The organism is Bacillus sp. FJAT-29937 (assembly GCF_001509555.1).
GTDB lineage: Bacteria > Bacillota > Bacilli > Bacillales > Cytobacillaceae > Cytobacillus.
In genome coordinates this window covers 349,126-372,315 of sequence record NZ_LMAS01000001.1, presented here as the reverse complement: position 1 = coordinate 372,315, position 23,190 = coordinate 349,126, and the positions used below count along the sequence as shown (strand labels likewise).

Sequence of the window (23,190 nt, the reverse complement as noted above, 5' to 3'; positions counted from 1 at the left end):
AGGTCCAAAGTAATGAATGATGAAAAAAAACGATTTATCCAAGAATTCGTACCGGGAAAACAAGTCACATTAAGTCATTTAATCGCAAATCCTGACCCTGATATGTTTGATAAATTAGGGATTCAGCATGCGGGTGCAATGGGGATATTAACATTGACGCCAAGTGAGACCGTTATTATCGCCGGGGATATTGCCACAAAGTCTGCCGATGTTCAAATTGGTTTTCTAGATCGCTTTACTGGGAGTTTGGTCATTATTGGATCTGTTTCTTCTGTAGAAATGGCGATGGAAGAAATTAACCGATTTTTATCCGAGACTTTAAAGTTTACTCCATCGCAAATTACAAAATCGTAACGGAGGCTGTAAGATGACGAAGAAAAATAGGGCGATGCTAATTGGCTCAATCGGGGCGGGGAAATCAACCTTAACAAATGCTCTCCTTGAACGAAAGGCAGAAGCGGTAAAAACTCAAGCATTAAATTATTATGACTGGATTGTCGATACACCCGGTGAATATACGGAAAATCCTTTTTTCTATAAAAATATTATGGCAACTGCTCTTGAGGTAACCCATGTGTTGTATTTACAAGATGCAACGAAACAAAATTCAATCTTTCCCCCAGGATTCAGCACCGGCTTTAATAAGCTTCCAATTGGGGTAGTAACGAAGGGCGATTCCGAAAAAGCGGACATTCATGCAGCCATTAATCATTTGAAAAGAGTCATTCCAAGAGGACCGATTGTCATCTCCTCTTCTATTTCCGGAAAAGGGATAGAAGAGATTAGAAGTCTTGTAAAATGCCATTCCTTGCAGGAGATGAAGGAATATACGGATTCTATCACAGACGGGGTTGTAATTTTCGTATAAAGGAATGAAACCCTTTACAAAATTGATAGAATAGACTATAGTTTAACTATACAAAAGAATTTATTAGGCAAAGACGCCTTATATGAACAGTCATGAAAATGATCGTTCGTATAGGGCGTTTTTTTTATTTTAATTTTTAAAAAATTATGGATTCAATGTCGATTCCGCATATGAAATTGAGGTGATAATCATCAAACGATACGAACCTCAAAAAGAGGAAATTCTTAGTGCAGGTATTGATATCGGGACGAGTACGACAAAGATGGTCATCAGCAAATTCTCCCTTATGAATATGGCTGGCGGGATGCATATGCCCCGGATTGAAATTGTTAATAAGGAAATATTACATCGCAGCCCCATCTACCGGACTCCTTTATTGTCAGCAACTGCGATTGATATTAAGGCGGTGGAAGCACTCGTTAAGGAAGAATATCAGAAGGCTGGAATCGCGCCTCGTGATATTAAAACAGGTGCTGTTATTATTACTGGAGAAACGGCAACGAAGCAAAATGCCCAAGAAATGGTTCACTACCTATCTGATCACGCTGGTGAATTTCTAGTTGCGACAGCCGGACCAGATTTAGAAGGGATCATAGCCGCAAAAGGGTCTGGTGCCTACGAGTATTCGAAAAAAACCGGTAAAGTGATTGCTAATATTGATATTGGCGGAGGGACTGCCAATGTTGCTGTCTATAAATCGGGAAAGCTTTGCGGAACATGTACATTACATATTGGCGGAAGATTGATAGAGTTTGCAGGAAACTACGTCCAAAGTGTTTCACCTCCGATTAAAAAGTTGTTTCAACAGTGGGGGATTGCAGTAAAGAATGGAGATACTCGTAATCTGCCTGAAATCAAAGCACTTACTGATTATATGGCGTCCGTCATTTCGCGCATGTTAAGTCGGCAATTACGAGATTCGGATCGGCCGCTGCTCTTAGGTCACGAGCCAAACTGGAATGAAGACATTGATGTCATCATGTTTTCTGGTGGCATAAGCGAGTGTATCTATCAATATGAAGATCTTGCTTTTGAAACAGCACAATATGACGATATTGGAGAAATGCTCGCAGCTTCACTAAGGGAAAGTAAGGAGCTATCTAACTGGTCATGGGTGAGCCCGGATGAAACCGTACGAGCAACTGTCCTAGGGGCTGGAACACAAACGACTGAAATTAGCGGAGCAACCATCCATGTTGAAAGTAGTGATTTGCCGCTTCGAAATCTTCCAGTTTACCAAGTAGCTTTTGGACATGACCTAAAAGGAGGTTTGAAAAAGTTACCTGAAGCTGTTAAACAGGCGGTTGAAATGTATGACCCACAGCTAGAAGGTCAGAACTTTGCCTTGTATTTAACGGAAATCCCTTATTTAGGATTTCGAGACATCCAAGAAATGGCCGCTTCCATATTGGAATCAATTCAATTAAAACCTGATCATAGCCAACCATTAGTTATTGTTTTGGAAAGTGATCATGCGAAGGTTCTCGGCCAAACCCTGAAAGTTCAGAACCCTTCCCAAAGTATTATTTGTATCGACCAAATTCGTGTTGAACACGGTGATTATATTGATATTGGCAACCTGCTGCAAACGAGCGTGGTACCAGTGGTAATTAAAACATTAACGTTTCATCATTAAGAAAGGAGGGGTTTTCTATGAAACTGCAAACCAACTATTTAGGAACGGTCTATCAATTCACTTCGTTAAAAGATTTATTTGCGAAGGCGAATGAAGAAAAATCGGGAGATCGTTTGGCAGGAGTAGCAGCAGAAACCGTCCAGGAACGAATTGCCGCTAAAGAAGTGCTTAGTTATTTGACTCTTTCTGATATTCGTGAAAACCCATTACTATCCCCGGAACAAGATGAAGTATCCAGGATTATTGAAAGTCAAATTAAGGAACCTGTTTATCAATCAATTAAAAACTGGTCAGTTGCAGAGCTTCGAGAATATATATTGAGCGATTTGACTACTGGGGAAGATTTAAAAAGATTAAGTCTTGGGTTAAATAGTGAAATGATTGCTGCTGCGGCGAAAATTATGTCAAACCTTGATCTTGTTCATGCAGCCAATAAAATTGAAATTTTAACAAAATGCAATATTACAATCGGATATAAAGGTACACTAGCTTCTCGGCTTCAGCCTAACCATCCAACTGATAGTGTAGAGGGGATGATTGCCTCTTTGAAGGAAGGATTATCCTATGGGATGGGGGATGCGGTAATCGGAATAAACCCTGTTGATGACTCTGTTGAAAGTGTAAAGCGCTTGCTTCATGCTACACATGATTTTATTAATGAATGGGATATTCCAACTCAAAATTGCGTACTTGCTCATGTAACGGCGCAAATGAAGGCCATTGAACAAGGTGCACCTGCAGATATGATTTTCCAAAGCATTGCTGGAACAGAGGCAGCGAACCGTTCCTTCGGCATTACAGCATCCTTACTCGAGGAAGCCAACGATATGGCTAGGACTTTAGGAACAGGTACAGGTCCACAGCGTTTATACTTTGAAACTGGACAGGGCTCTGAATTGTCAGCTGAAGCACATTTCGGAATTGACCAAATGACGCTTGAATCAAGGAATTACGGGTTTGCTCGTTATTATGATCCATATATTGTCAATACTGTGGTTGGCTTTATCGGTCCTGAGTACCTTTATAACAATAAGCAAGTCATTCGTGCTGGTTTAGAAGATCATTTCATGGGGAAAATGCATGGACTTCCAATGGGTGTGGATATCTGCTATACGAACCATATTAAAGCAGATCAAAATGACATTGAAGATCTTAGTGTGTTGCTTACCGCAGCTGGTGTGAACTTTGTAATCGCCACTCCAATGGGTGATGACTGTATGTTGAATTATCAATCGCTAAGCTATCATGATGTAGCAACATTAAGACAAACTTTGAACAAACGCCCTTCCCCAATCTTTAATGAATGGCTCGAAAAAATGGGGATCTATGAAAATGGCAAGCTGAGTAAAATCGCTGGGGATCCAACCATTTTTTCACGATAGGAGTTGAATGAAATGAATCCTGAGCTAATTGAAAAAGTTACAAAACTAATTGTTGAAAAGATACAAGCACAAAGCAGCACTGATGGTAATGGAACCTTAAATAGAACTGAATCGGCAGTTAAGTTTTGGGATCATACATCAAGTTCAGAAGCTAAAAGTACATATCGTTCAATTGATAATGTACCTAGCTTGAAAACGGATGAGGAACGGGCTCATGGGAAGGTTGAAATTCGAAATTACATTGATACCAAGCCATCCAAATCTTCAAGTGAGAAAGAAGCTGTTGCTCGGAAAGAAAAGCAGCATGAGCAAGCTGTTTATCCAGTCTCCGGAATTGAAAACCCATTAAATCCGGAAGACCTTAAAGATCTCATTAGTAAGACTCCTGCTCGAATTGGAGTTGGAAGAGCAGGCTTGAGGCCGAAGACGAGCACTTGGTTGAAATTCCGCTATGATCACGCAGCTGCTGTCGATGCTGTGTATGGGGATGTAAATAAGGATCTTTTAGAACGGCTTGATCTTTTTAAAGTAAGCACGATGGTAAGCGATAAAGAGGTTTACATCCGCCGTCCTGATTATGGACGCAAGCTTTCTGAAGAAGCGAAGCAGGTTATTAAGGAAAAATGCAAAAAGGCACCCACTGTTCAAATCATTGTTTCGGACGGACTAAGCTCGAGTGCAGTTGAAGAAAATGCTGAGGATGTATACTTATCCCTTCAGCAATCATTAAAGAGCTTAGGCATTGATACGGGTACTCCTTTTTATATCGAAAAAGGACGAGTTGCGGTTATGGATGATGTAGGCGAACTGCTAAACCCAAAAGTAGTCGTCTTACTCATTGGTGAACGACCAGGACTTGTTAGTGCAGAGTCATTGAGTGCCTATCTATGCTATGAACCGAAAAAAGGAACAATTGAAGCAGATCGAATGGTCATCTCGAATATCCACAAAGGTGGTATTCCGCCTGTAGAGGCTGGAGCCTATCTCGGAACTGTTATTCAAAAAATACTAAAATATGAAGCTAGTGGAGTGTCACTTGTACAAAAGGAAAGCTAGGGGGGAAGGATTTTGGCTTTAGAACGTATTCACGCTGATATTTTAGCCGTTCGGGTTATTCCAAATGTTGACCCAGATTTGGCGAAGCAATTTAGTCTTGAACCACACCAGCGAAGCTTAGCCATATTCACCTCTACGGTCGATGATATTGGCTATACCGCACTTGACGAAGCAACGAAAAGAGCGGCCGTAGAAGTAGTTTATGCCCGTTCCTTTTATGCTGGATCCGGTCATGCTTCCGGACCTTTATCGGGTGAGATGATTGGAATTCTAGCCGGACCTTCACCAGATGAAGTAAAAAGCGGGATGGATGCAGTGCTTCAAACCGCTGAATCGGATGCTTATTTCGAAGCACTAAACCATGAAAAGACACATGCCTTGTATGCCCATGTCGTATCAAGAACAGGTTCCTATCTTTCTAAGGAAGCGGGAATTAGGCAAGGGGAACCACTAGCCTATCTTATCGCTCCGCCATTGGAAGCTGTATATGGATTGGATGCTGCGATGAAGGCAGCTGATGTTAAAATGGTTAAGTTTTTCGGACCGCCGTCTGAAACTAACTTTGGCGGGGGATTGCTGACAGGCTCCCAATCAGCTTGTCAGGCAGCCGCGGATGCTTTCCGTGATGCCATTTTGGAAATTGCTCAAAACCCGATTAAATATTAGAGTTTTATATTTTTAAAGAGAGGAGTGTGTTATGATGCAATTTGATCATGATCTCCAGTCGCTGCAAGAAATGCGAAATGCCGTTAAGCTTGCCAAGGAAGCGCAATTGAAATACATGTCTTATTCGCAGGAACAGGTTGATGAAATCGTCAAACGTGTTGCCCAAGCCGCATTTGCGAAATCCCATGAGCTTGCTGAAATGGCAGTTGAGGAAACAGGCATGGGTATCGTCGAACATAAAAAGATTAAAAACGAAGTCGGTTCCATGGCTGTTTACGAATCAATTAAGGATGAAAAGACAGTTGGGATTATCCGGGAGGACAAAGTAAATAAAGTAACTGAAGTTGCATATCCTTTCGGCGTGGTTGCAGGTATCATTCCAACAACAAACCCAACGTCTACTGCGATTTTTAAAACATTGATTTCTCTAAAAACAAGAAATGCAATTGTTGTAAGCCCACATCCACGTGCAGTTAAATGCACCGTTGAAGCATTGAAAATTTGTCATGAAGCAGCTGTTCAAGCCGGAGCACCTGCAGGTTTAATTGGCTGGATTTCTAAGCCATCCATGCCTGCTACGAACGAATTAATGAAGCACAGAGATGTGAATGTCATTCTAGCAACGGGTGGCGGCGCATTAGTAAAGGCTGCTTACAGCTCCGGCAAACCTGCTTATGGAGTAGGTCCTGGAAATGTTCCTTGCTATATTGAGAAAACGGCAAATGTTTCTAAGACTGTATCAATGATTATTGATAGTAAATCATTTGATAACGGAACAATTTGTGCAACAGAGCAAGCTTTAGTTGTAGACCGTAATATCCAGCAAATGGTTATTCGTGAACTGAAGAATAATGGAGCTTATTTACTTAATAACGAGGAAAAAGTTCTTGTTGAAAAAGTGATTTGTACTGCCCCAGGAAAATTAAATCCAAATATTGTAGGACAATCTGCAGTAAAGATTGCTCAAATGGCAGGTATCACTGTACCTGCTGACACAAGAGTGTTAATTGCCGAAGAGACAAGGGTTGGTAAGGATGTTCCATTTTCAATTGAAAAACTATCGCCAATCTTTGCCTTATATACCGCTAAGAGCTATGAAGAAGCAAAGGAATACTGCTTAAAGCTTCTAAATCTAGGGGGAAGAGGACATAGCCTGTCCCTTCATACAGAAGATGATACTGTAGCAAAAGAATTTGCTCTTGAAATGCCTGTATCCAGGTTAATGGTAAATACCCTTTCATCGATTGGAGCAGTTGGGGCAACAACAGCTTTAACACCATCATTAACACTTGGCTGCGGTTCATTTGGAGGAAATATTACTTCAGATAACGTCACAGCACGTCATCTCCTTAATATAAAGAGAATGGCTTATGGGATTAAGGAAGTTAGCATTCCTAAGCCATCCAATTCCACTGTGCAAGAAAGAAAAGAAGTGACTGGCAATAATGATATTGAAAATATTGTTGACCAAGTACTAAAGCAAGTATCACCATTAGGTAAGGTAGATGCAAAAGTTATTGCTGAAATGGTTAATCAAGTAGTCCAAAAATATCAAACTAACTAATTAGGAGGAAATTAAAATGAGTAGAGAATTAACAGCATTAGGAATGATTGAAACTAAAGGTTTAGTAGCATCTGTGGAAGCAGCTGACGCAATGGTAAAGGCAGCGAATGTTCATTTAGTAGGTAAGGTTCATGTTGGTGGAGGAATTGTAACAGTTCTAGTACGCGGCGATGTAGGTGCAGTGAAGGCGGCTACTGATGCTGGTGCAGCAGCAGCAACACGTGTTGGCGAGCTTATGTCTGTCCATGTAATTCCACGCCCACATAACGAATTAGAAAGCATTTTACCAAAGATCGATATTAAAGAATAAATAGTAGAATATTTAGTTAGGAGCATGAAACATGAATGAACATGCCATTCAATCGATTGTGGATGAAGTCCTTGCAAAGTTAAATGGAGCAACGGCAAATCATTCTTCCGTACCAATGGCTGTTTCTGCTCGACATTGTCATTTAAGTAAAAGCGACCTAGAATCCCTATTTGGTGAGGGATATGAGTTAACGAAAAAGGCAGATTTATCACAGCCTGGTCAATTTGCCGCCAATGAAACGATTACCATTGTAGGACCAAGAGGGAGCATCGAAAAAGTGCGCATTCTTGGTCCTGCGCGTCATATTACCCAAGTAGAGGTAAGTCGGACTGATTCTGTTAAATTAGGATTGAAACCGCCTCTGCGAGAATCGGGTGATATTGAGGGATCTGCTCCTATTACGCTTGTCGGTCCAAGAGGCAGCATCTATAAAAGCGAAGGTCTAATCATCGCACAGGCTCATATTCACATGAATCCTGAAGATGCTGCATCATTTGGAGTGGAGAATGGGGAATATGTCAAAATAGAGGTTGATGGTGAGCGTCCCGTCACTCTTGGGAAAGTTTTAATTCGGGTTTCCACTAGGTACAAGCTTGAAATGCATGTCGATACAGATGAAGCGAACGCAGGCCTTATTACGGGAAAAACGATGGGGAAACTTAAAAAATACGAGGGAATAGTATGATGGATCGCAAATTGATTGAACAAATCGTGCTGGAAGTCATAAAGAATCTAAATATCACAGAAAATCAATCTATTGATAGATCTAAAGAAAATCTACTAATAGTTGGAGATCAAAAGAGTTTAAATCAAAAGGATTTATTAGCCATTGAATCAAAGTGGAATATTATTCTTTTTGACTCCATCGAAAATTTAGAAATGCATACAGTATCAAAGGTTATTTTCTTAAATGCAAAACAAGATTTATTAGTAAAAGGTGCCCTTGGAATAAGTGATACACATGAGAGTGAATTGCTTTCGAACTGTATTCTTGAGTATGTTCCTGTATCGTTAATACCAGCGGACTATTTGCAAAGGTATATATTTAATGACCATCAAAATAGTCCTAATCGAGCTTATTTATCTCAATTGCTAGGATATAAGGATACATTAGGAAAATTAGGTGTGAAAGTGGAATCAATCGCTTCTTTTCTTAATAAGGAAAAGGAAATTCTAAAAACTTATTCTGAAAAAAGCCAAGCTAACGAGAAGAAGAAACTCATCACACATAGAGATGTACAAGATTATGTAGGTGACCAGATACTGGTTGACAAAAATACGATTATCACCCCATTGGCACGTGATACAGCACGGGAATTGGGAAAGAGCATCAAGGTAATTGATCCAAAAGGGGCGATTTGTTCATGCAATTAGGGACTGTAATCGGTAATGTCTGGGCTACAAGGAAAGAAGATGACTTACGAGGCTTGAAATTTTTAATTGTTCAACCTGAATTACCAAATGGCAAAGCTGTGGAATCTCCATTTGTTGCTGTTGATCGAATTGGTGCAGGTAATGGCGACAGAGTCCTTGTAACGCGTGGAACCGCGGCAGCTAATATGTCTGATGCATCAAACTTGCCTATTGACGCCCTTATTATTGGGATTATTGATTCGATTGATGCGGGAACAGAGAGAGGTGAATAAGTATGGGCAGAGCATTAGGAATGATTGAAACAAGAGGACTTATCGGTAGCATCGAAGCAGCTGATGCCATGCTGAAAGCAGCTGATGTTACGCTGGTCAAGCAAGAAAAAATTGATGCAGCACTTGTGACCGTACTTGTGCAAGGAGACGTAAGCGCCGTTCAAGCTGCTGTTGAAGTAGGGAAAGCAGCTGCAGCACGTGTTGGTGAGCTTGTATCATCCCACGTAATCCCACATCCAGATGAGGATGTCAATAATGTGTTATTAAAGGATGAAAAAGCAAAAAAGCCCGAGGAGAAAGGTTCGGAACTTCCTTCAGCAACAAAACGCTCCAATAAAGCAACAAAAGAGAAATCAAATAAAGAGAATGATAGTATAGAAGAAAAGTAACCTCCAACAGTAAATGGGGCTTAAAAAACCAAATAATTGAACGGAGGAGAAAAAATGGCTTTTATACGCAGAAAAATAGCAGTAATCGGAGCAGGTTTTACAGGTGCTACTGCTGCTTTAATGCTGGCTCAAAAAGAACTTGGCGACATTGTAATAGTGGACATCCCTTCTCAAACGAACCCAACGAAAGGGAAAGCACTTGATATGTTAGAGGCCAGTCCAGTCCAAGGCTTTAATGCCAACATTATTGGTACATCCAATTATGAAGATATTCAGGACGCAGATCTCGTATTAATTACCGCTGGACTTCCGAGAAATCCCGGAATGAGCCGTGATGATTTAGTTGCGACAAATGAAAAAATTATGATCGAAGTTTCTGAGAATGTAAAAAAACATGCACCGAATAGCTATATTATTGTTTTAAGCAATCCGGTAGATGCAATGACCTATGTATGTTACAAAACGACTGGTTTTCCGAAAAATCGTGTAATTGGACAGTCTGGTGTATTAGATACGGCACGCTTCAATACTTTTGTAGCACAGGAACTAAATGTGTCAATCGAAGATATTTCAGGTTTTGTCCTTGGTGGTCATGGAGATGACATGGTTCCATTAGTGCGATATTCCTATGCAGGCGGGATCCCTCTTGATAAAATTCTTTCAGCAGAAAAAATTGCAGCTATCGTTGAAAGAACTCGAAAAGGCGGAGGGGAAATCGTCAACTTACTTGGCCAAGGAAGCGCTTATTACGCACCAGCAGCATCGATGGTACAAATGGCAGAAGCAATCTTAAAAGATAAGAAACGTATCCTGCCTTCCATCGCTTACTTAGAGGGTGAATATGGGTACAGCGATATCTACCTTGGAGTACCAACAATCTTAGGCGGCAACGGGATTGAAAGTGTCATCGAAATTCCTTTGACTCAGGAAGAGAAAGCCGCATTAGATCAATCAGTTAATTCGGTTCAAAATGTTATGTCAATCTTAAAAACAGCAAAATAATTAAAATGTGCTTAAACTTTTAAGTAAATATTAAGATAGTGATGGGAGGCGCGTATGTGCTTCTCTTTTTTTTTCGGATGACTTTCGAATTGTTAATAATTTTTCCCATGATAAAATGAAGATAGGTAATTCGATTAGGAGTGATAACGAGTGAATCTATATCGAAAGGATCCAATTTCCGTAGACGAATATTTCCAGATTCGAGAAAAGTCTGAGGAACTACTAGAGTACATCGATGGATATGTGTATATGTCTCCTTCACCCGCAACAAAGCATCAAAGAGTTTCTAGTAAGCTTCATATAAAATTAGGTAATTTTCTTGAGGGAAAGCCTTGCGAAGTGTTTCATGCACCGTTTGATATTGAATTGAAAAACGAAAAAATTGATGGAACAAAAATTGTTATACCAGATTTGACTGTCATTTGTGAAAAGAGCGGATTTACTGACAAAAGGTATATCGGGGTTCCAAATTTGATCATAGAAATTTTAAGTCCCTCTAACCAAACACATGATTTAATCACTAAATTAAATCTATATATGAACTATGGTGTTCAAGAATACTGGATTGTAAATCCGATGTTAAATGCGATTACAGTTTTTGCTCTTAACGATGAAGAAATGTATGAACAACATGACATGAAAGCTGAGATTGGAAGAGTTACATCGAAGCTTTTAGAGGGCTTTAGTGTGAATTTAGAGGAGGTTTTAACGGATTAAGTTGTGAATAGTAAATTTCAACAAATCGGATATTTAAGATACCAGTAGGAATAGATAAAAAACACTTGGAATATTTTCTCCAAGTGTTTTTTAAAGCTTTATTTTACCGCTCACATGCCCAATTGTCTTTGTCTCGGTCATGCTTTGATTCGTAGGCAGGGTGATCAGAAGGAACTCCGTTAGGATAAACCTTTCTTAATTCCGTACAGTTTTTATATGATTCGCTGCCGCCGCTTGAAGGGGCAGTGGAAGTGGAGCCTGTATTCGTATTTGTACTTGTTTTTGTGTTGTTATTTGTATTGTTACTTGTGTTGCTATTTGTCTTGTTAGCAGAAGAGCTGCTGCTGGATGCTGTTGGTTTGGAATCCAGGTCGCCCTTTGTAGTACCTTCTGGTCCGAATGCCCATAATCCGGTATTCTGTTCTCTCGCTTCGCGGGCAAATTTTACAAAGAAATCACTGTATTTCACGTCAGGCGGATAAGTAGATGGTTCTGCATATCCATTTAAAACAAGATCCGCATTAAACATTTTTGTTCGAATTTCATTTTCATCCATATCGTTTGTTGGAATTTCAAGCCAAACAATTCGCAGAAAACGAGCATAGCGGTCGGTATCTGAAACGTCCTTCTGTAAATATATTTGTTTCCCTTCGAGCTTTGAAGTAGTATAGTTACTTGCCTCTTTGCCATATTCTTCAGTTTTCGTAGTAGACTCAGGTGTATTCACACCTACAAGGCGAATTTTTCTGCCATCTGATGTTTCGATTGTATCTCCATCTACAACTCTGCTAATCGACACTAGTTCTAATCCTAGGCTATTAGCTTTTTCTTCTTTTGCTTTCTGTTCAGCTTCTTGTTTTTCTTTTTCTAATCGTTCCGCTTCAGCTTTCGCTTCTTCTTTTGCTTTAGCCTCTGCTTCAGCTTTAGCTTTCTCTTCTTCCTCATTCTTGGCTTTTTCCGCCGCTTCTTTTTCGGCAGAATCTTTTTGTGCAGTTGTACTTGCTACTTGTTTATCGTTATTTTTATCTTCTGTTTCAGTTGTGTCAGCAAAGGAAACCCCTAGAACGAAAAACAAGATTAATCCTCCTGTTACAATCAATCCTGGTTTCTTAACTATTGTGTTTCCCTTTTTCTTTTGATTAGACAAATATAGCCCAAATAAAAACACAGCTGTCCCAATATATGCAAGTGGTGCTGCAATACCCATGATTAACATGAATAAAAGAATAATAGCCAGTATGATTCCTTTTAAGACCTTCATTTAATTCTCCTCACTCCTAAATCTTTGTTTCTAACATAAGAATGCAATCAATGTTAATTATACATGTTTTTTGTCATTTGGTGATTTTGTTAGAAATGTATAAATTTTATGAATATGTAAGTGGTTTGAAAAAATAATGAAAATGCGGAAGGGATTGTCCAAGCCAAATTGCACAATTTTAATACAATAATATGGAAAGATCTCCTCCCTTAGGTCTTGTGAACTACACTTTGCCGTTCATTTCCATGAACGGTAATTTTTTTGATACGATAAAAAGGCCTCTTCAACGGAGGCCTTTCCCATTTAATGTCCTTTTTTACTTTTATTCGAACGATTCCTAACCATTGTTTGCTTATACATTTGATGTCCTAACACCGCAACTCCGGCAGCTGTAATCCCGTTTATAAGCCCATCTATAGAAAATCCAAATGCCACGCTTCCGATAGTGATCGATACAATAAAGAGTATCCAAATAATTAACCAATCAGGGATTGCTGGAGTCTGTTTAAGCGCAAACCCTAACACCCAAAGGGCAGGTACTAGCATTATATAATTCTGGTTTAAATAATCAATTAGATTCAAAAAAAGTCACCTCCTATTCCAGGTTTATATATTTTATGCGATTCAAGCAATCTGGCTTGTTTTATATCCCATAAATTTGGTGTAGATAAGGGGTTGTTCAAAGCGGCCATATCCTTTTTAGGTCAGAAACTATATATAGAATGTACAGGAGGTGATAGGCAAATTTTAATATAATCGAAGAAAGGAGTGCGGAGTAATGGAGGAGCTCTTACCATTAATAAGCGAAGTTGGCTTTCCGATCATTGTGACGCTATTTTTGCTGCACAGAATAGAAGCAAAGCTAGACGTAGTCGTTAATTCCATTCAGGGTCTTCCAGACCGTTTAAAGGAGTAAGTCTAGCAATTCACAATTATTGACTTTCAATTCCAAAAATGCTAAATTTAAATCAGCCGTTATGCATCGCATTATATTTTTGAAAGCAAATTTTCCAAAGAATTCTTTTGTTTGGATGAGTAATGAGAGTAAAAGCTATAATCGTTGTGAATGGTGAATTAACACATGGCTTTCATCAGCCTATAGGAGGATTTTTTTACATGAAAAACGGTAAAGTTAAATGGTTTAATGCTGAAAAAGGCTTCGGATTCATCGAAGGTGAAGACGGAAACGATGTATTCGTACATTACTCTGCAATCCAAACTGAAGGCTTCAAAACATTAGAAGAAGGTCAAGAAGTATCTTTCGAAGTTGTTGAAGGTGCTCGTGGACCACAAGCTGCTAACGTAAACAAACTATAATCATAAATTATAAACAGTCCTGCTTTTGTAGGGCTGTTTTTTATTTTAATAAAATATTATTAAAAGTTAGGAATATTTCAGTATTGTATGCTATAATGGGTACATACGTTCGTGTATTCGTAATCCACCTAGTAATTAATTCCTCAGACTTTTATTCCAAACCAATAAAAACTTAAATTTGATATAATGAGTGTATTTGAGACTATGAATATATAAAGATAAGAAGGTGAAGATTTTGAAATTTATTCATACAGCAGATTGGCATTTGGGAAAGCTTGTACATGGAATCTATATGACAGAGGATCAGCGCTATTTTTTGAAGCAATTTGTTGATCTTGTTGCGGAAGAGAAGCCGGATGCTGTTGTTATCGCTGGGGATTTATATGATCGCTCGATACCACCTACAGAGGCAGTTGAACTGCTCAATGACATATTATTCAAAATCAATGTAGAGTTAAATACACCTGTAGTGGCAATCGGCGGAAATCATGATAGTGCAGAACGATTGTCTTTTGGCAGCTCATGGTACCGGAAAAGCCGGTTTTATTTATCAGGAAAGCTAGATTCTAACATTGTGCCAATACATATAAATGGTGTTAATTTCTATCTTGTCCCATATGCGGAGCCGGGAATTGTTCGGCAATTATTCGCAGACGACACCATTCATACGCATCAGGACGCGATGAAGAAGGTTATCGGAAAAATTGAAGATTCCTTGAATCCCAATGAGCCAAATGTACTCGTAGGACATGCTTTTGTACTTGGTGGAAAAACAAGCGAGTCGGAGAGAACTCTTTCAGTTGGTGGGTCTGGATGCGTAGGAGCAGAATTATTTGAACCATTTTCCTATACAGCACTTGGTCATCTGCATAGTCCCGATGCTCTTAAACATGATAGAATTCGTTATTCCGGCTCCCTTCTAAAATATTCTTTTTCTGAATCAAAACAAGAAAAGTCTGTTTCCATAATTGAAATGGATGATAAGGGAAATTTTGATTTGCGGGTCCGTAAACTTTCTCCACAAAAAGATATGAGGGAAATAGAAGGGTTTTTGGATGAAATAATGGATCCAGGCTTTTACGAGAAGCAAATGGTTGATGATTATTTAAAAATCATTCTCCATGACGAAGGCGCTTTATTAGATCCTATTAATAAGCTCAGGAAAATCTATCCAAATATCCTGCATCTTGAGCGAAAAATCGACATCACTGATATGAAAAAGAAACAGTTTTTCACTTCAGTGAAAGAGGAGAAAAAGACTGAGCTTGAACTTTTTCAGCAATTTTATCAAGAAATGACAACTTCAGAATTTACCGATGATAAGAAGGCTGTTATGACGGATGTTATTGAAAAAGCTTTGAAGGATGGTGCAGCTATATGAGACCTTTAAAGTTAATTATGCAGGCGTTTGGGCCGTACGCAGGAACAGAAACGATAGATTTTACAATGCTTGGAAATCGGACGATGTTTGTCATCTCTGGCAAAACCGGCTCGGGAAAAACGACTATTTTTGATGGAATTAGCTATGCTATTTATGGAAAAGCAAGTGGAGAAGATCGAAATGGACCAGAATTAAGAAGTCAATTTGCAAGGGATGAATTATTAACTGAGGTAACACTAAAGTTTTCTTTAAGAAATAAGACGTTCATTATAACGAGATCCCCTCAACAGGAGAAGAAGAAGGAACGTGGGGACGGATTCACAACGATTGGTGCAAAAGCTGAACTGTATATGATTAATGGGGATGGGGAAAAACAGCTTCTCGCTTCAAATATACGTGATGTAGATGAAAAGATTAAAGAAATCATGATTATTGACAGCAATCAGTTCCGGCAAATCCTCATGATTCCCCAAGGAGAATTCAGAAAGCTGCTCACATCAGAGAGTAAGGATAAGGAAGTTATTTTGCAGCGGCTTTTCCATACGCAAGTGTATAAGCGGATCGAGGAAAAGCTAAAAGAAGATGCGGTCAATCTAAAGAAATCCGTTGAGAAGCAAATTGAAAATCGAGACCAGGCCATTCAGCAAATTTCTGCTATATTTAATGACGAGCTAAAAGGGTATTTGAATGCAGGTAGTGTGAATGATACGCTCATCATGCCTTTATTACAGTTAGAAATGGAATGTATGTCTGGAGAGTTGGCTAGGCTGGCAGATCAATTAAAAGGGAAACAAGAAAAACGGGATTTACTTCAGCAGAAGCTTTTTGAAGCAGAGACCATTGTTAAACAGCTAAAGGCAAAAGACGAATTAGAAAAACGGAAGACCGTACTTCAAAATGAAAAGGAAGCTTATATTCAAATAGAGAAAAAAATTTATCTAGCCCAAAAAGCAGCCGTGCTTGCTCAGCAGGAAGAGCTTTGTCATCATTTGAAAAAAGAGTCAGATGAGGCTAATAAAGAGCTTCAGTCGATAAACGCAAAGATTACGTCACTTTCAGATCTATTAAACGAACATGAAAAGAAATGGGAAGAAGAAAAAAACCGAGAAGATGTGAGGAAGGCTTTAGCCGAGGAAATCAGTTCCCTTCATAATATGAAAGAAGACATTGAATCTCTTTCCGTTGTGAAGAAAGAGGTCAAGTTGCTTGAAAAAGCCCTTGAAGAAAGAAAAATTGAAAAGTCACAGCTGGACAATTCTTTAAAGAAATCAGAACAAGCCATCCTTCTTTTACAAGAAGAAAAACAACAGATTGAAAGAGAACAGCTAACGTTTCTTCAAAATGCCCAAAAATTAGAGAAATTAGAAGAAGAATTGCAAAGATTTAATAAGTACGAAGAGCTAGTTCTCCGTTATGATCAGGCAAATTTGAATTTTGATAAGCGAAAAGGTTATTATGATCAATTTGTTTCACGATTAGCTGATGCAAAGGCAACGATCGACCTGCTGGAACAAAAATGGCTGCATGGACAAGCTAGTCTGCTAGCAAATAAGCTTCATGATGGCGAAGCATGCCCTGTTTGCGGATCAATGGATCACCCAAATGTAGCAGTACTATCAGATTCTGTCCCTGATGAAAAAGATTTAAAAGCCGCAAAAAAACAGGCAGATGAGCTTGAAAAGGAAAAAGCAAAGGCTGAATCAGCTTTTTATGATTCACAGTCTATTGTTAATTCATTAAAAGAAGCACTAGATTTACAGCTGAGAGAAATGAAGAATCAGCGTGATGATCTGACTATTCATTCTTTAACGATGGTGAAAGAAACGATATTGGCGGAGAGGAACGAACTTGTCCATAATCAGAGCATATTATCCGAAAGACAAGCGAAAATGCCAGCATGTTTAAACGAGCTTAAGTTATTGGAGCAGGATAGGGAGAAATTTTCAAAGCAGCTTCAATTGAATATGGAACAAATAAATAACGATACCATTCATTTTACAGAGAAGAAAACGAATTTAACTAGAATGATTGCGAAAATACCTCCTGATTTACATTCAGCTGATGCTTATGCAACACGGTTGAAAAACGCCGTTAAAAAGCATGAGGAATTAATAAATCTTTTGGAAACTATGCAGCAGCAATATCAGGACACAAAGGGAAAATTCCTCGCAGAATCGGCTAAATATGAAACAATCAAAAAACAGGCTGAAAGAATAAAAGAAAGATTGACTCTGGAAAAAGAAGCTTTTGTTCAGAAGATGAATGATCAAGGCTTTGGAACGTACACAGAATACAATGAATCGAAAAAGTCTGAACAGGAAATACAGATGCTTGATCAATCATTAAGGAATTACCGGGAAGAGCTGCGATCCGTTCAGGACCGTTTTGAAGAGCTTTCTATGCTGTTAAAAGACGTAGAAATGCCTAATTTAGAACAGATTAGTGAATCCTTTAAAGAAAACGAGGAACATATTCGTTTACTTCAAGAGGAATATACAGACTTATATATGAAGAAAAAACATAATGAAGAAACAGCAGAAAGAATAAATGAAATTAATGGGCGTATGAAAGCATTGGAAGACAGGTATAAGTTAATTGGTCATTTATATGACATCGCAAAGGGACAAAACACGTACCGAGTTACTTTTGAGCGATTTGTATTAGCTGCTTTTCTTGATGGCATTTTAAGAGAAGCAAATGGAAGATTGAGAAAAATGACGAGTGGAAGATATGAATTGTTAAGGAAAACCGACCGATCGAAAGGGAATATACAAAGCGGTTTAGAACTTCTTGTTTTTGATCAATATACGGGACAAGAAAGGCATGTTAAAACCTTGTCTGGAGGAGAAAGCTTTAAAGCGGCCTTAGCTCTTGCATTAGGGTTAGCAGATGTTGTTCAACAATATGCCGGCGGAGTCTCATTGGAAACTATGTTTATTGATGAAGGATTTGGAACTCTCGATCCAGAATCACTTGATCAAGCGATTGAGGCTTTAATGGATATACAAAGCAGCGGAAGACTAGTTGGAATTATTTCCCACGTTCCTGAGCTTAAGGAAAGAATAGATGCCCGTCTTGAAGTGATTGCAACTCAAACAGGAAGTCAGACAGAGTTTCAATTTTTAACTTAACATCATGGAAAGGTGCGAATCTGATGATTCAATCCTTTCTTTTAGGATTACAATTTATGCATTGGCATAAATTAGATAGAAGGATGATGACTATGAAAAAAAGAGTAGCATTATCGTGGAGCGGTGGAAAAGATGGCTGTCTCGGTCTTGATGTATTAACAAAGAATGGAATTGATGTCGTTTGTTTAGTGACGACCGTGCCGATTGAATTGGGCAGAACATTTGGACATGGTGAAAAATTAGAATTAGTGAGACTACAAGGAGAGTGCCTGGATATCCCTGTAGAGTTTATTTCCACCACCTTTGAGAAGTATACTGATAGCTTCATCAATAAATTAGCTATATTAAAAGAAAAGTATCAACTTGATGGCATCGCCTTCGGTGATTTGTATTTACAAGGGCATCGTGAGTGGGGAGAAAAGATGGCAGAATCAGCTGGTCTTGAAGCGATATATCCGTTATGGGGAAAGCAGGAAGATGCTCTTAATATGCTTGAGAATTATCTACAATCTGGTTATAAGGCAACGGTTATTCGTATACGCGAGGACATTCTAGATGAAACATGGTTAGGAAGGCAGCTGGACTATTCATTTTTTGAAGACGTAAAGACAAAGCAAATGTGTCCGATGGGTGAATCGGGCGAATATCATTCATTTGTATATGATGGACCGTTGTTTAAGCAGAAAATTATTCTTAAGAATCCGGAAATTATTCAATTAGAGACTACGAAGAAACTGGAATTTAGCCAGTACGAGCTACAGACAAAGGATCATAGCCATACAGAGGCAGGTGACAGCTTTTGAATATGAAAAGATATTTCACAATCGGCATGGCGGGTCATATCGACCATGGGAAGACAACGCTTACGAAAGCAATGACAAATGTTGATACAGACAGATTGAAAGAGGAGAAGGAAAGGCAAATATCAATTGAACTTGGGTTTGCTCCTTTATATGAGGATCAAGAGCTGGAAATTTCAGTAGTCGATGTTCCAGGTCATGAACGCTTTATTAGACAGATGATTGCTGGAGTAGCTGGGATTGATTTAGTTGTACTCGTTGTCGCGGCCGATGAAGGAGTCATGCCGCAAACACGGGAGCATTTACATATACTCGGTTTATTAGGGATTAAGAATGGAATTATTGCAGTGACAAAAATTAATCGCGTCGACAATGATTTTATCGACCTTGTTAAGGATGATATATTAGATGAACTAAAAGGTACGGTATTTGAAGATGCGAAAGTTATGCTTGTCGATAGTTTAACTGGACAAGGCATAATGGATTTGAAACATTTCATTATTCATGAATTAAAAAAACATGAGCCTAGAGATAGTAGAGGTGCTTTTCGTCTGCCAATTGATCAAGTATTCTCTGTGAAAGGGCAGGGTACAGTAGTTAGAGGAACTGTCTATGAGGGATCAGTAGAGGAAGGACAACCATTAATGATTATGCCAAAAGGGCTGGAAACTCGTGCAAGGCAGCTTCAGGTCCATCATAAACCGGCTATAAGCGCCTATGCGGGTCAGCGAACTGCCATTAATTTGTCCGGAATCGCAAAGGATGACATAGAGCGTGGTGATGTGCTAGTCTCTTCAGAGCATTTTATCGTGACGCAAACGATTGATGTCGCTCTTAGACTTGCAGGAGATTTGGAATACATGATTAAGCAGCGGATGCCAATCAAATGCCATATTGGAACAGCTGAGGTTATGGGGCGGATAGTATTATTTGACCGTAATGAAATTAAGACGGAAGAGGAAGAAATCCTTTGTCAAATCCGCTTGGACGAAGAGGTTGTCACGAAAAGAGGGGACCGCTTTATTTTAAGGCGTCCAAGCCCTCAGGAAACGATTGGCGGCGGCTGGGTTATTGATCCTAAAGGTGAAAAATATCGATTTGGGCAAAAGACAGTTGATGACCTTGAAAAGAAAAAAGAAGGTACACCGAAAGAAAGAATATATGCTGCCCTTTATGAGGCAAAAAGTTTGCCGTTTCAAGAGATTTTGAAAAGAACCTCCATTGCGGAACAAGAGCTGCATAACTATTTACAGGATGAAGAATTTCTCTTTTTTGGCGGAAAAGAGTATACCCTGTTAATAATCAAGGAATCGATTGAAAAAGACATGATAGCTCTCTTACGGGATTTCCATAGTGAAAGTCCTTTGAAGACAGGGATGAATAGGGCTGAGTTCTTGCAATTATTTAGTAAACAATACCCTAAAAAACTAGTAGACTTTGTGTTAGAGCACGGGATTGAAACAAATGTTTTCGGTAAGAAGGACCAATTTGTTTTCTTAAGTGAATTTATATCACATGTACCAAAAAGCTGGCAAAAGCGCACTGAAAATATGCTGGCAGATTTGAAAAAAGACGGATTAAAGGTTAAGCATTTCAACGATTATCTATCACAAGCCGGTATTCCGAATGATTTAAATCTAGATTTAACAAAATTTCTGACTGATATCGACGAAGTAATCTCACTTGATGGACAATTCTATTGGCATGCGGAGCACTTTAATAAAGCTGTCGAACAATTAAGAGCGGGAACGAATACAGAATTTGAAGTCAGTGATGCAAAAGACATCCTCGATCTTTCCCGTAAGTATATGATCCCATTTCTAGAGAAGCTAGACTCTTTAGGTTATACAAAAAGAGTTGATAATAAAAGGGTGTGGCAAGATAGAGTATAAATTCATGAGGGAAGCTGATTTCTTATTCAGCTTCTTTTTTTCGTGGTAACAAATAATTTGCTTGCTTTAATTATTTAATAGTTAATTAGATCTTGTATTTAGGGATAAATACCTATGAATACTTAGGCAGATTTTACATTAAACCCAATTTTGATATCCACAGGGTTAAACTACCAACACAGCCAATTTATACATATAGGATTTTAATAGATTTATTACTAAAATAAGGGTGTATAAGAAAAAATAAGGAGTGGTCACCATGAGAAAGCAGCTACTGACAATGACTGCAGCAGCCGGGTTAGTATTGACTGCATTTCAGAATCCTGCAAGTGCTCACGAATTGACTTATCAAGTACGACCGGGCGATATGCTTTGGAAAATTGCTCTAGCAAACAATCTATCTATTAGTCAGCTTATGGAATGGAACAGCCTTTTAGATGACGTTATCTATCCTGGCCAAAGTTTGAGTCTTTTAGCACCACATACTCATGAAGAAGTTACATACATAGTCAAAAATGGTGATACTCTTTGGAAAATTGCAACTGCCAATAATTTATCTGTTTCGCAGTTAATGTCTATGAATAATTTAAGCTCTAACGTCATTTATGCAGGGCAAAAATTAACGGTTCAACAGGCACCTGCTAGTCAAAATAAAGGAAGCGCAGTATCAAAGGTTGAAACTATGATTGCTGAAGCGAAGAAATATATAGGAGTGCCATATGTTTGGGGAGGGAGCTCACCTGCGGGATTTGATTGCAGCGGCTACTTAAACTATGTTTTTAATCATGCTGGAATACCTATTCCGCGAACTGTCTTAAACATTTGGAATGCCACAAAGCCAGTTTCATCTCCAAACATAGGGGATATTGTGTTCTTTAATACTAGCTCAGCCGGTCCATCTCATGCAGGAATTTATCTAGGAAACAATAAATTCATCCACTCCGGATCGTCTACTGGGGTCACTATTAGCGATATGACTCTTACATACTGGAAATCCCGTTACTTAGGTGCGAAAACGGCCTTTTAAATTAGTTTGCAGCAAAAGGTAAACCAAGCCACTAACAAAGGCTTGGTTTACTGATGTTTATTCTATCATCTCTGATTGCACGTAATGATATAGTAATTTAGCTGTATGATTGATGGAAGACTTATGAGTTCGTTCAAAAGCATGGGATGAATCAATACCAGGTCCAACTAATCCATGAACGATATCATGACCTGACCGAATTGCGGCAGATGCATCTGATCCATAAAATGGATAAATATCTAGTTTATAATCGATTTGGTTTTCCACTGCCAGCTGGACTAGTCTTTTTCTTAAACCATAGTGGTAAGGTCCGCTTGCATCCTTTACACAAATAGACACTGTGTATTCATCGGTAGATTGACCATCACCGATCGCTCCCATATCAACAGCTAAATATTCAACGGTTTCTGGGGTAATATTTGAATTTCCCCCATAACCAATTTCCTCATTATTAGAGATTAAAAAATGGGTAGTATAAGGCAGTTCGATTTTCTCTGTCTTAATTTGTTTAATTAATTCCAGAAGAATGGCTACGCTTGCCTTATCGTCTAAATGTCTTGATTTAATAAATCCTGACGGTGTTATTTCCACTCTAGGGTCAAAAGAGACAAAATCTCCGACCTCAATTCCTAAGGCACGAACATCCTCAGCATTTTTTACTACTTCATCTAAACGCACTTCCATATTGTCCTGGTTTCTTTCAGCCTTGCCTGCATCTTTGTAAACATGGACGGACGTTTGGTGCATTAAAATTGTCCCAGTATATTTTTTTCCTGATGCCGTTTCAATCTCGCAATATTCCCCTTCAATTGAGTTATATTTAAAGCCTCCAATTAGGTCAAGCTTTAACCTTCCGCTCGGTTTAATTTCCTTAACAATGGCACCAAGTGTGTCGACATGAGCTGTAAGCATTCGATGTTTCGTATCATCCTGGCCGCCAATCATTGCAATGAGACCGCCTTTGCGATTTCTTTTTGTTTCGACCTTTAATTCTTTTAAATAACTTTCGACAAAAGTAATGACATCATTTGTATTTCCTGATGGACTTGGTATGGATACAAGTTTAGAAATTAATTGAAAAATCTCATCTGTATTCGGATATGACATATGTATGGACCCCTCTCTATAAAAAATCATGAATCTTT

Annotated in this window: 24 protein-coding genes; 21 read left to right on the top strand and 3 right to left on the bottom strand. The window is 38.8% G+C overall.

The annotated features are described in order from the left end of the window. Positions 1-12: 12 nt before the first annotated feature. From eutS to AR328_RS01755, 14 genes are all read left to right on the top strand, one after another. Positions 13-354: an ethanolamine utilization microcompartment protein EutS gene (gene eutS / locus AR328_RS01820; RefSeq protein ID WP_066288653.1), complete on the top strand. Its 342-nt coding sequence runs from the start codon at positions 13-15 to the stop codon at positions 352-354. Positions 355-367: 13 nt separating this feature from the next. Next, a complete protein-coding gene (locus AR328_RS01815; RefSeq protein WP_066288647.1) occupies positions 368-868 on the top strand; it encodes a EutP/PduV family microcompartment system protein in 501 nt (166 codons plus the stop codon). A 190-nt stretch (positions 869-1,058) separates the two neighbouring features. Next, entirely contained in the window at positions 1,059-2,504 is a 1,446-nt protein-coding gene (locus AR328_RS01810; RefSeq protein WP_197414403.1) for an ethanolamine ammonia-lyase reactivating factor EutA, read from the top strand. Positions 2,505-2,521: 17 nt separating this feature from the next. Continuing rightward, a complete protein-coding gene (locus tag AR328_RS01805; RefSeq protein ID WP_066288641.1) occupies positions 2,522-3,886 on the top strand; it encodes an ethanolamine ammonia-lyase subunit EutB in 1,365 nt (454 codons plus the stop codon). Between the two features lie 12 nt (positions 3,887-3,898). Continuing rightward, on the top strand, positions 3,899-4,942 hold the full coding sequence (gene eutC / locus AR328_RS01800; RefSeq protein WP_066288635.1) for an ethanolamine ammonia-lyase subunit EutC: 1,044 nt from the start codon (positions 3,899-3,901) through the stop codon (positions 4,940-4,942). Positions 4,943-4,954: 12 nt separating this feature from the next. Next, the gene (gene eutL, locus AR328_RS01795) at positions 4,955-5,608 is read left to right on the top strand and encodes an ethanolamine utilization microcompartment protein EutL (RefSeq protein ID WP_066288634.1); all 654 of its coding nucleotides are present in this window, start codon (positions 4,955-4,957) and stop codon (positions 5,606-5,608) included. Between the two features lie 34 nt (positions 5,609-5,642). Beyond that, positions 5,643-7,172 (top strand): acetaldehyde dehydrogenase (acetylating), encoded by a 1,530-nt coding sequence (locus AR328_RS01790; protein WP_066288633.1) that lies wholly within the window; start codon positions 5,643-5,645, stop codon positions 7,170-7,172. Between the two features lie 16 nt (positions 7,173-7,188). Then, the gene (locus AR328_RS01785) at positions 7,189-7,482 is read left to right on the top strand and encodes a BMC domain-containing protein (protein WP_066288628.1); all 294 of its coding nucleotides are present in this window, start codon (positions 7,189-7,191) and stop codon (positions 7,480-7,482) included. Positions 7,483-7,513: 31 nt separating this feature from the next. After that, a complete protein-coding gene (locus tag AR328_RS01780; RefSeq protein ID WP_066288627.1) occupies positions 7,514-8,167 on the top strand; it encodes a phosphate propanoyltransferase in 654 nt (217 codons plus the stop codon). Continuing rightward, positions 8,164-8,856 carry a hypothetical protein gene (locus tag AR328_RS01775; RefSeq protein WP_066288626.1) on the top strand — a complete coding sequence of 231 codons (693 nt, stop codon included), beginning with the start codon at positions 8,164-8,166 and terminating at the stop codon, positions 8,854-8,856. The genes AR328_RS01780 and AR328_RS01775 overlap by 4 nt, the downstream gene beginning before the upstream one ends. Further along, positions 8,847-9,128: a EutN/CcmL family microcompartment protein gene (locus tag AR328_RS01770; protein ID WP_066288623.1), complete on the top strand. Its 282-nt coding sequence runs from the start codon at positions 8,847-8,849 to the stop codon at positions 9,126-9,128. The genes AR328_RS01775 and AR328_RS01770 overlap by 10 nt, the downstream gene beginning before the upstream one ends. 2 nt (positions 9,129-9,130) lie before the next feature. After that, a complete protein-coding gene (locus AR328_RS01765) occupies positions 9,131-9,517 on the top strand; it encodes a BMC domain-containing protein (RefSeq protein ID WP_066288617.1) in 387 nt (128 codons plus the stop codon). 54 nt (positions 9,518-9,571) lie between these two features. Continuing rightward, positions 9,572-10,519 (top strand): malate dehydrogenase, encoded by a 948-nt coding sequence (gene mdh, locus AR328_RS01760; RefSeq protein ID WP_066288614.1) that lies wholly within the window; start codon positions 9,572-9,574, stop codon positions 10,517-10,519. A 150-nt stretch (positions 10,520-10,669) separates the two neighbouring features. Further along, positions 10,670-11,236, top strand: a complete 567-nt coding sequence (locus AR328_RS01755) for a Uma2 family endonuclease (RefSeq protein WP_066288609.1) — start codon at positions 10,670-10,672, stop codon at positions 11,234-11,236. 103 nt (positions 11,237-11,339) lie between these two features. Here the strand turns inward: AR328_RS01755 and AR328_RS01750 are convergent, their stop codons facing one another. Further along, on the bottom strand, positions 11,340-12,497 hold the full coding sequence (locus tag AR328_RS01750; protein ID WP_066288606.1) for a thermonuclease family protein: 1,158 nt from the start codon (positions 12,495-12,497) through the stop codon (positions 11,340-11,342). A gap of 303 nt (positions 12,498-12,800) precedes the next feature. Then, on the bottom strand, positions 12,801-13,079 hold the full coding sequence (locus AR328_RS01745) for a phage holin family protein (RefSeq protein WP_066288603.1): 279 nt from the start codon (positions 13,077-13,079) through the stop codon (positions 12,801-12,803). 196 nt (positions 13,080-13,275) lie between these two features. On the opposite strand from AR328_RS01745, the gene AR328_RS01740 reads away from it, so the two are divergent. The 7 genes from AR328_RS01740 to AR328_RS01710 all read left to right on the top strand — a co-directional run bounded on the left by AR328_RS01740 (position 13,276) and on the right by AR328_RS01710 (position 22,045). Then, complete coding sequence (locus AR328_RS01740; RefSeq protein WP_066288600.1) at positions 13,276-13,413, top strand: YvrJ family protein; 138 nt, start codon at positions 13,276-13,278, stop codon at positions 13,411-13,413. Between the two features lie 200 nt (positions 13,414-13,613). Further along, positions 13,614-13,814 carry a cold-shock protein gene (locus tag AR328_RS01735; protein WP_066288596.1) on the top strand — a complete coding sequence of 67 codons (201 nt, stop codon included), beginning with the start codon at positions 13,614-13,616 and terminating at the stop codon, positions 13,812-13,814. Between the two features lie 235 nt (positions 13,815-14,049). Then, positions 14,050-15,195, top strand: coding sequence for an exonuclease SbcCD subunit D (locus AR328_RS01730; protein ID WP_066288587.1), 1,146 nt, complete (start codon positions 14,050-14,052; stop codon positions 15,193-15,195). Continuing rightward, positions 15,192-18,326, top strand: a complete 3,135-nt coding sequence (locus tag AR328_RS01725) for an AAA family ATPase (protein WP_066288584.1) — start codon at positions 15,192-15,194, stop codon at positions 18,324-18,326. Before AR328_RS01730 ends, AR328_RS01725 begins: the two co-directional genes overlap by 4 nt. A gap of 92 nt (positions 18,327-18,418) precedes the next feature. After that, positions 18,419-19,129 carry a diphthine--ammonia ligase gene (locus AR328_RS01720; RefSeq protein WP_066290119.1) on the top strand — a complete coding sequence of 237 codons (711 nt, stop codon included), beginning with the start codon at positions 18,419-18,421 and terminating at the stop codon, positions 19,127-19,129. A gap of 2 nt (positions 19,130-19,131) precedes the next feature. Then, positions 19,132-21,018 carry a selenocysteine-specific translation elongation factor gene (gene selB / locus AR328_RS01715; RefSeq protein ID WP_082677113.1) on the top strand — a complete coding sequence of 629 codons (1,887 nt, stop codon included), beginning with the start codon at positions 19,132-19,134 and terminating at the stop codon, positions 21,016-21,018. Between the two features lie 259 nt (positions 21,019-21,277). Continuing rightward, positions 21,278-22,045, top strand: coding sequence for a C40 family peptidase (locus AR328_RS01710; protein WP_066288579.1), 768 nt, complete (start codon positions 21,278-21,280; stop codon positions 22,043-22,045). A gap of 57 nt (positions 22,046-22,102) precedes the next feature. Here the strand turns inward: AR328_RS01710 and AR328_RS01705 are convergent, their stop codons facing one another. Next, positions 22,103-23,152, bottom strand: coding sequence for a M42 family metallopeptidase (locus tag AR328_RS01705; protein ID WP_066288574.1), 1,050 nt, complete (start codon positions 23,150-23,152; stop codon positions 22,103-22,105). Positions 23,153-23,190: the final 38 nt, after the last annotated feature.

What these genes read in the sequence shown, in the direction of transcription:
- mdh (WP_066288614.1), top strand. Translation starts at nt 9,572, where the DNA reads ATGGCTTTTATACGCAGAAAAATAGCAGTAATCGGAGCAGGTTTTACA.
- AR328_RS01805 (WP_066288641.1), top strand. Translation starts at nt 2,522, where the DNA reads ATGAAACTGCAAACCAACTATTTAGGAACGGTCTATCAATTCACTTCG.
- AR328_RS01790 (WP_066288633.1), top strand. Translation starts at nt 5,643, where the DNA reads ATGCAATTTGATCATGATCTCCAGTCGCTGCAAGAAATGCGAAATGCC.
- AR328_RS01710 (WP_066288579.1), top strand. Translation starts at nt 21,278, where the DNA reads ATGAGAAAGCAGCTACTGACAATGACTGCAGCAGCCGGGTTAGTATTG.
- AR328_RS01720 (WP_066290119.1), top strand. Translation starts at nt 18,419, where the DNA reads ATGAAAAAAAGAGTAGCATTATCGTGGAGCGGTGGAAAAGATGGCTGT.
- AR328_RS01765 (WP_066288617.1), top strand. Translation starts at nt 9,131, where the DNA reads ATGGGCAGAGCATTAGGAATGATTGAAACAAGAGGACTTATCGGTAGC.
- AR328_RS01785 (WP_066288628.1), top strand. Translation starts at nt 7,189, where the DNA reads ATGAGTAGAGAATTAACAGCATTAGGAATGATTGAAACTAAAGGTTTA.
- AR328_RS01735 (WP_066288596.1), top strand. Translation starts at nt 13,614, where the DNA reads ATGAAAAACGGTAAAGTTAAATGGTTTAATGCTGAAAAAGGCTTCGGA.
- AR328_RS01780 (WP_066288627.1), top strand. Translation starts at nt 7,514, where the DNA reads ATGAATGAACATGCCATTCAATCGATTGTGGATGAAGTCCTTGCAAAG.
- AR328_RS01770 (WP_066288623.1), top strand. Translation starts at nt 8,847, where the DNA reads ATGCAATTAGGGACTGTAATCGGTAATGTCTGGGCTACAAGGAAAGAA.
- AR328_RS01740 (WP_066288600.1), top strand. Translation starts at nt 13,276, where the DNA reads ATGGAGGAGCTCTTACCATTAATAAGCGAAGTTGGCTTTCCGATCATT.
- AR328_RS01750 (WP_066288606.1), bottom strand. Translation starts at nt 12,497, where the DNA reads ATGAAGGTCTTAAAAGGAATCATACTGGCTATTATTCTTTTATTCATG.
- eutC (WP_066288635.1), top strand. Translation starts at nt 3,899, where the DNA reads ATGAATCCTGAGCTAATTGAAAAAGTTACAAAACTAATTGTTGAAAAG.
- AR328_RS01815 (WP_066288647.1), top strand. Translation starts at nt 368, where the DNA reads ATGACGAAGAAAAATAGGGCGATGCTAATTGGCTCAATCGGGGCGGGG.
- AR328_RS01775 (WP_066288626.1), top strand. Translation starts at nt 8,164, where the DNA reads ATGATGGATCGCAAATTGATTGAACAAATCGTGCTGGAAGTCATAAAG.
- eutS (WP_066288653.1), top strand. Translation starts at nt 13, where the DNA reads ATGAATGATGAAAAAAAACGATTTATCCAAGAATTCGTACCGGGAAAA.
- AR328_RS01705 (WP_066288574.1), bottom strand. Translation starts at nt 23,152, where the DNA reads ATGTCATATCCGAATACAGATGAGATTTTTCAATTAATTTCTAAACTT.
- selB (WP_082677113.1), top strand. Translation starts at nt 19,132, where the DNA reads ATGAAAAGATATTTCACAATCGGCATGGCGGGTCATATCGACCATGGG.
- AR328_RS01725 (WP_066288584.1), top strand. Translation starts at nt 15,192, where the DNA reads ATGAGACCTTTAAAGTTAATTATGCAGGCGTTTGGGCCGTACGCAGGA.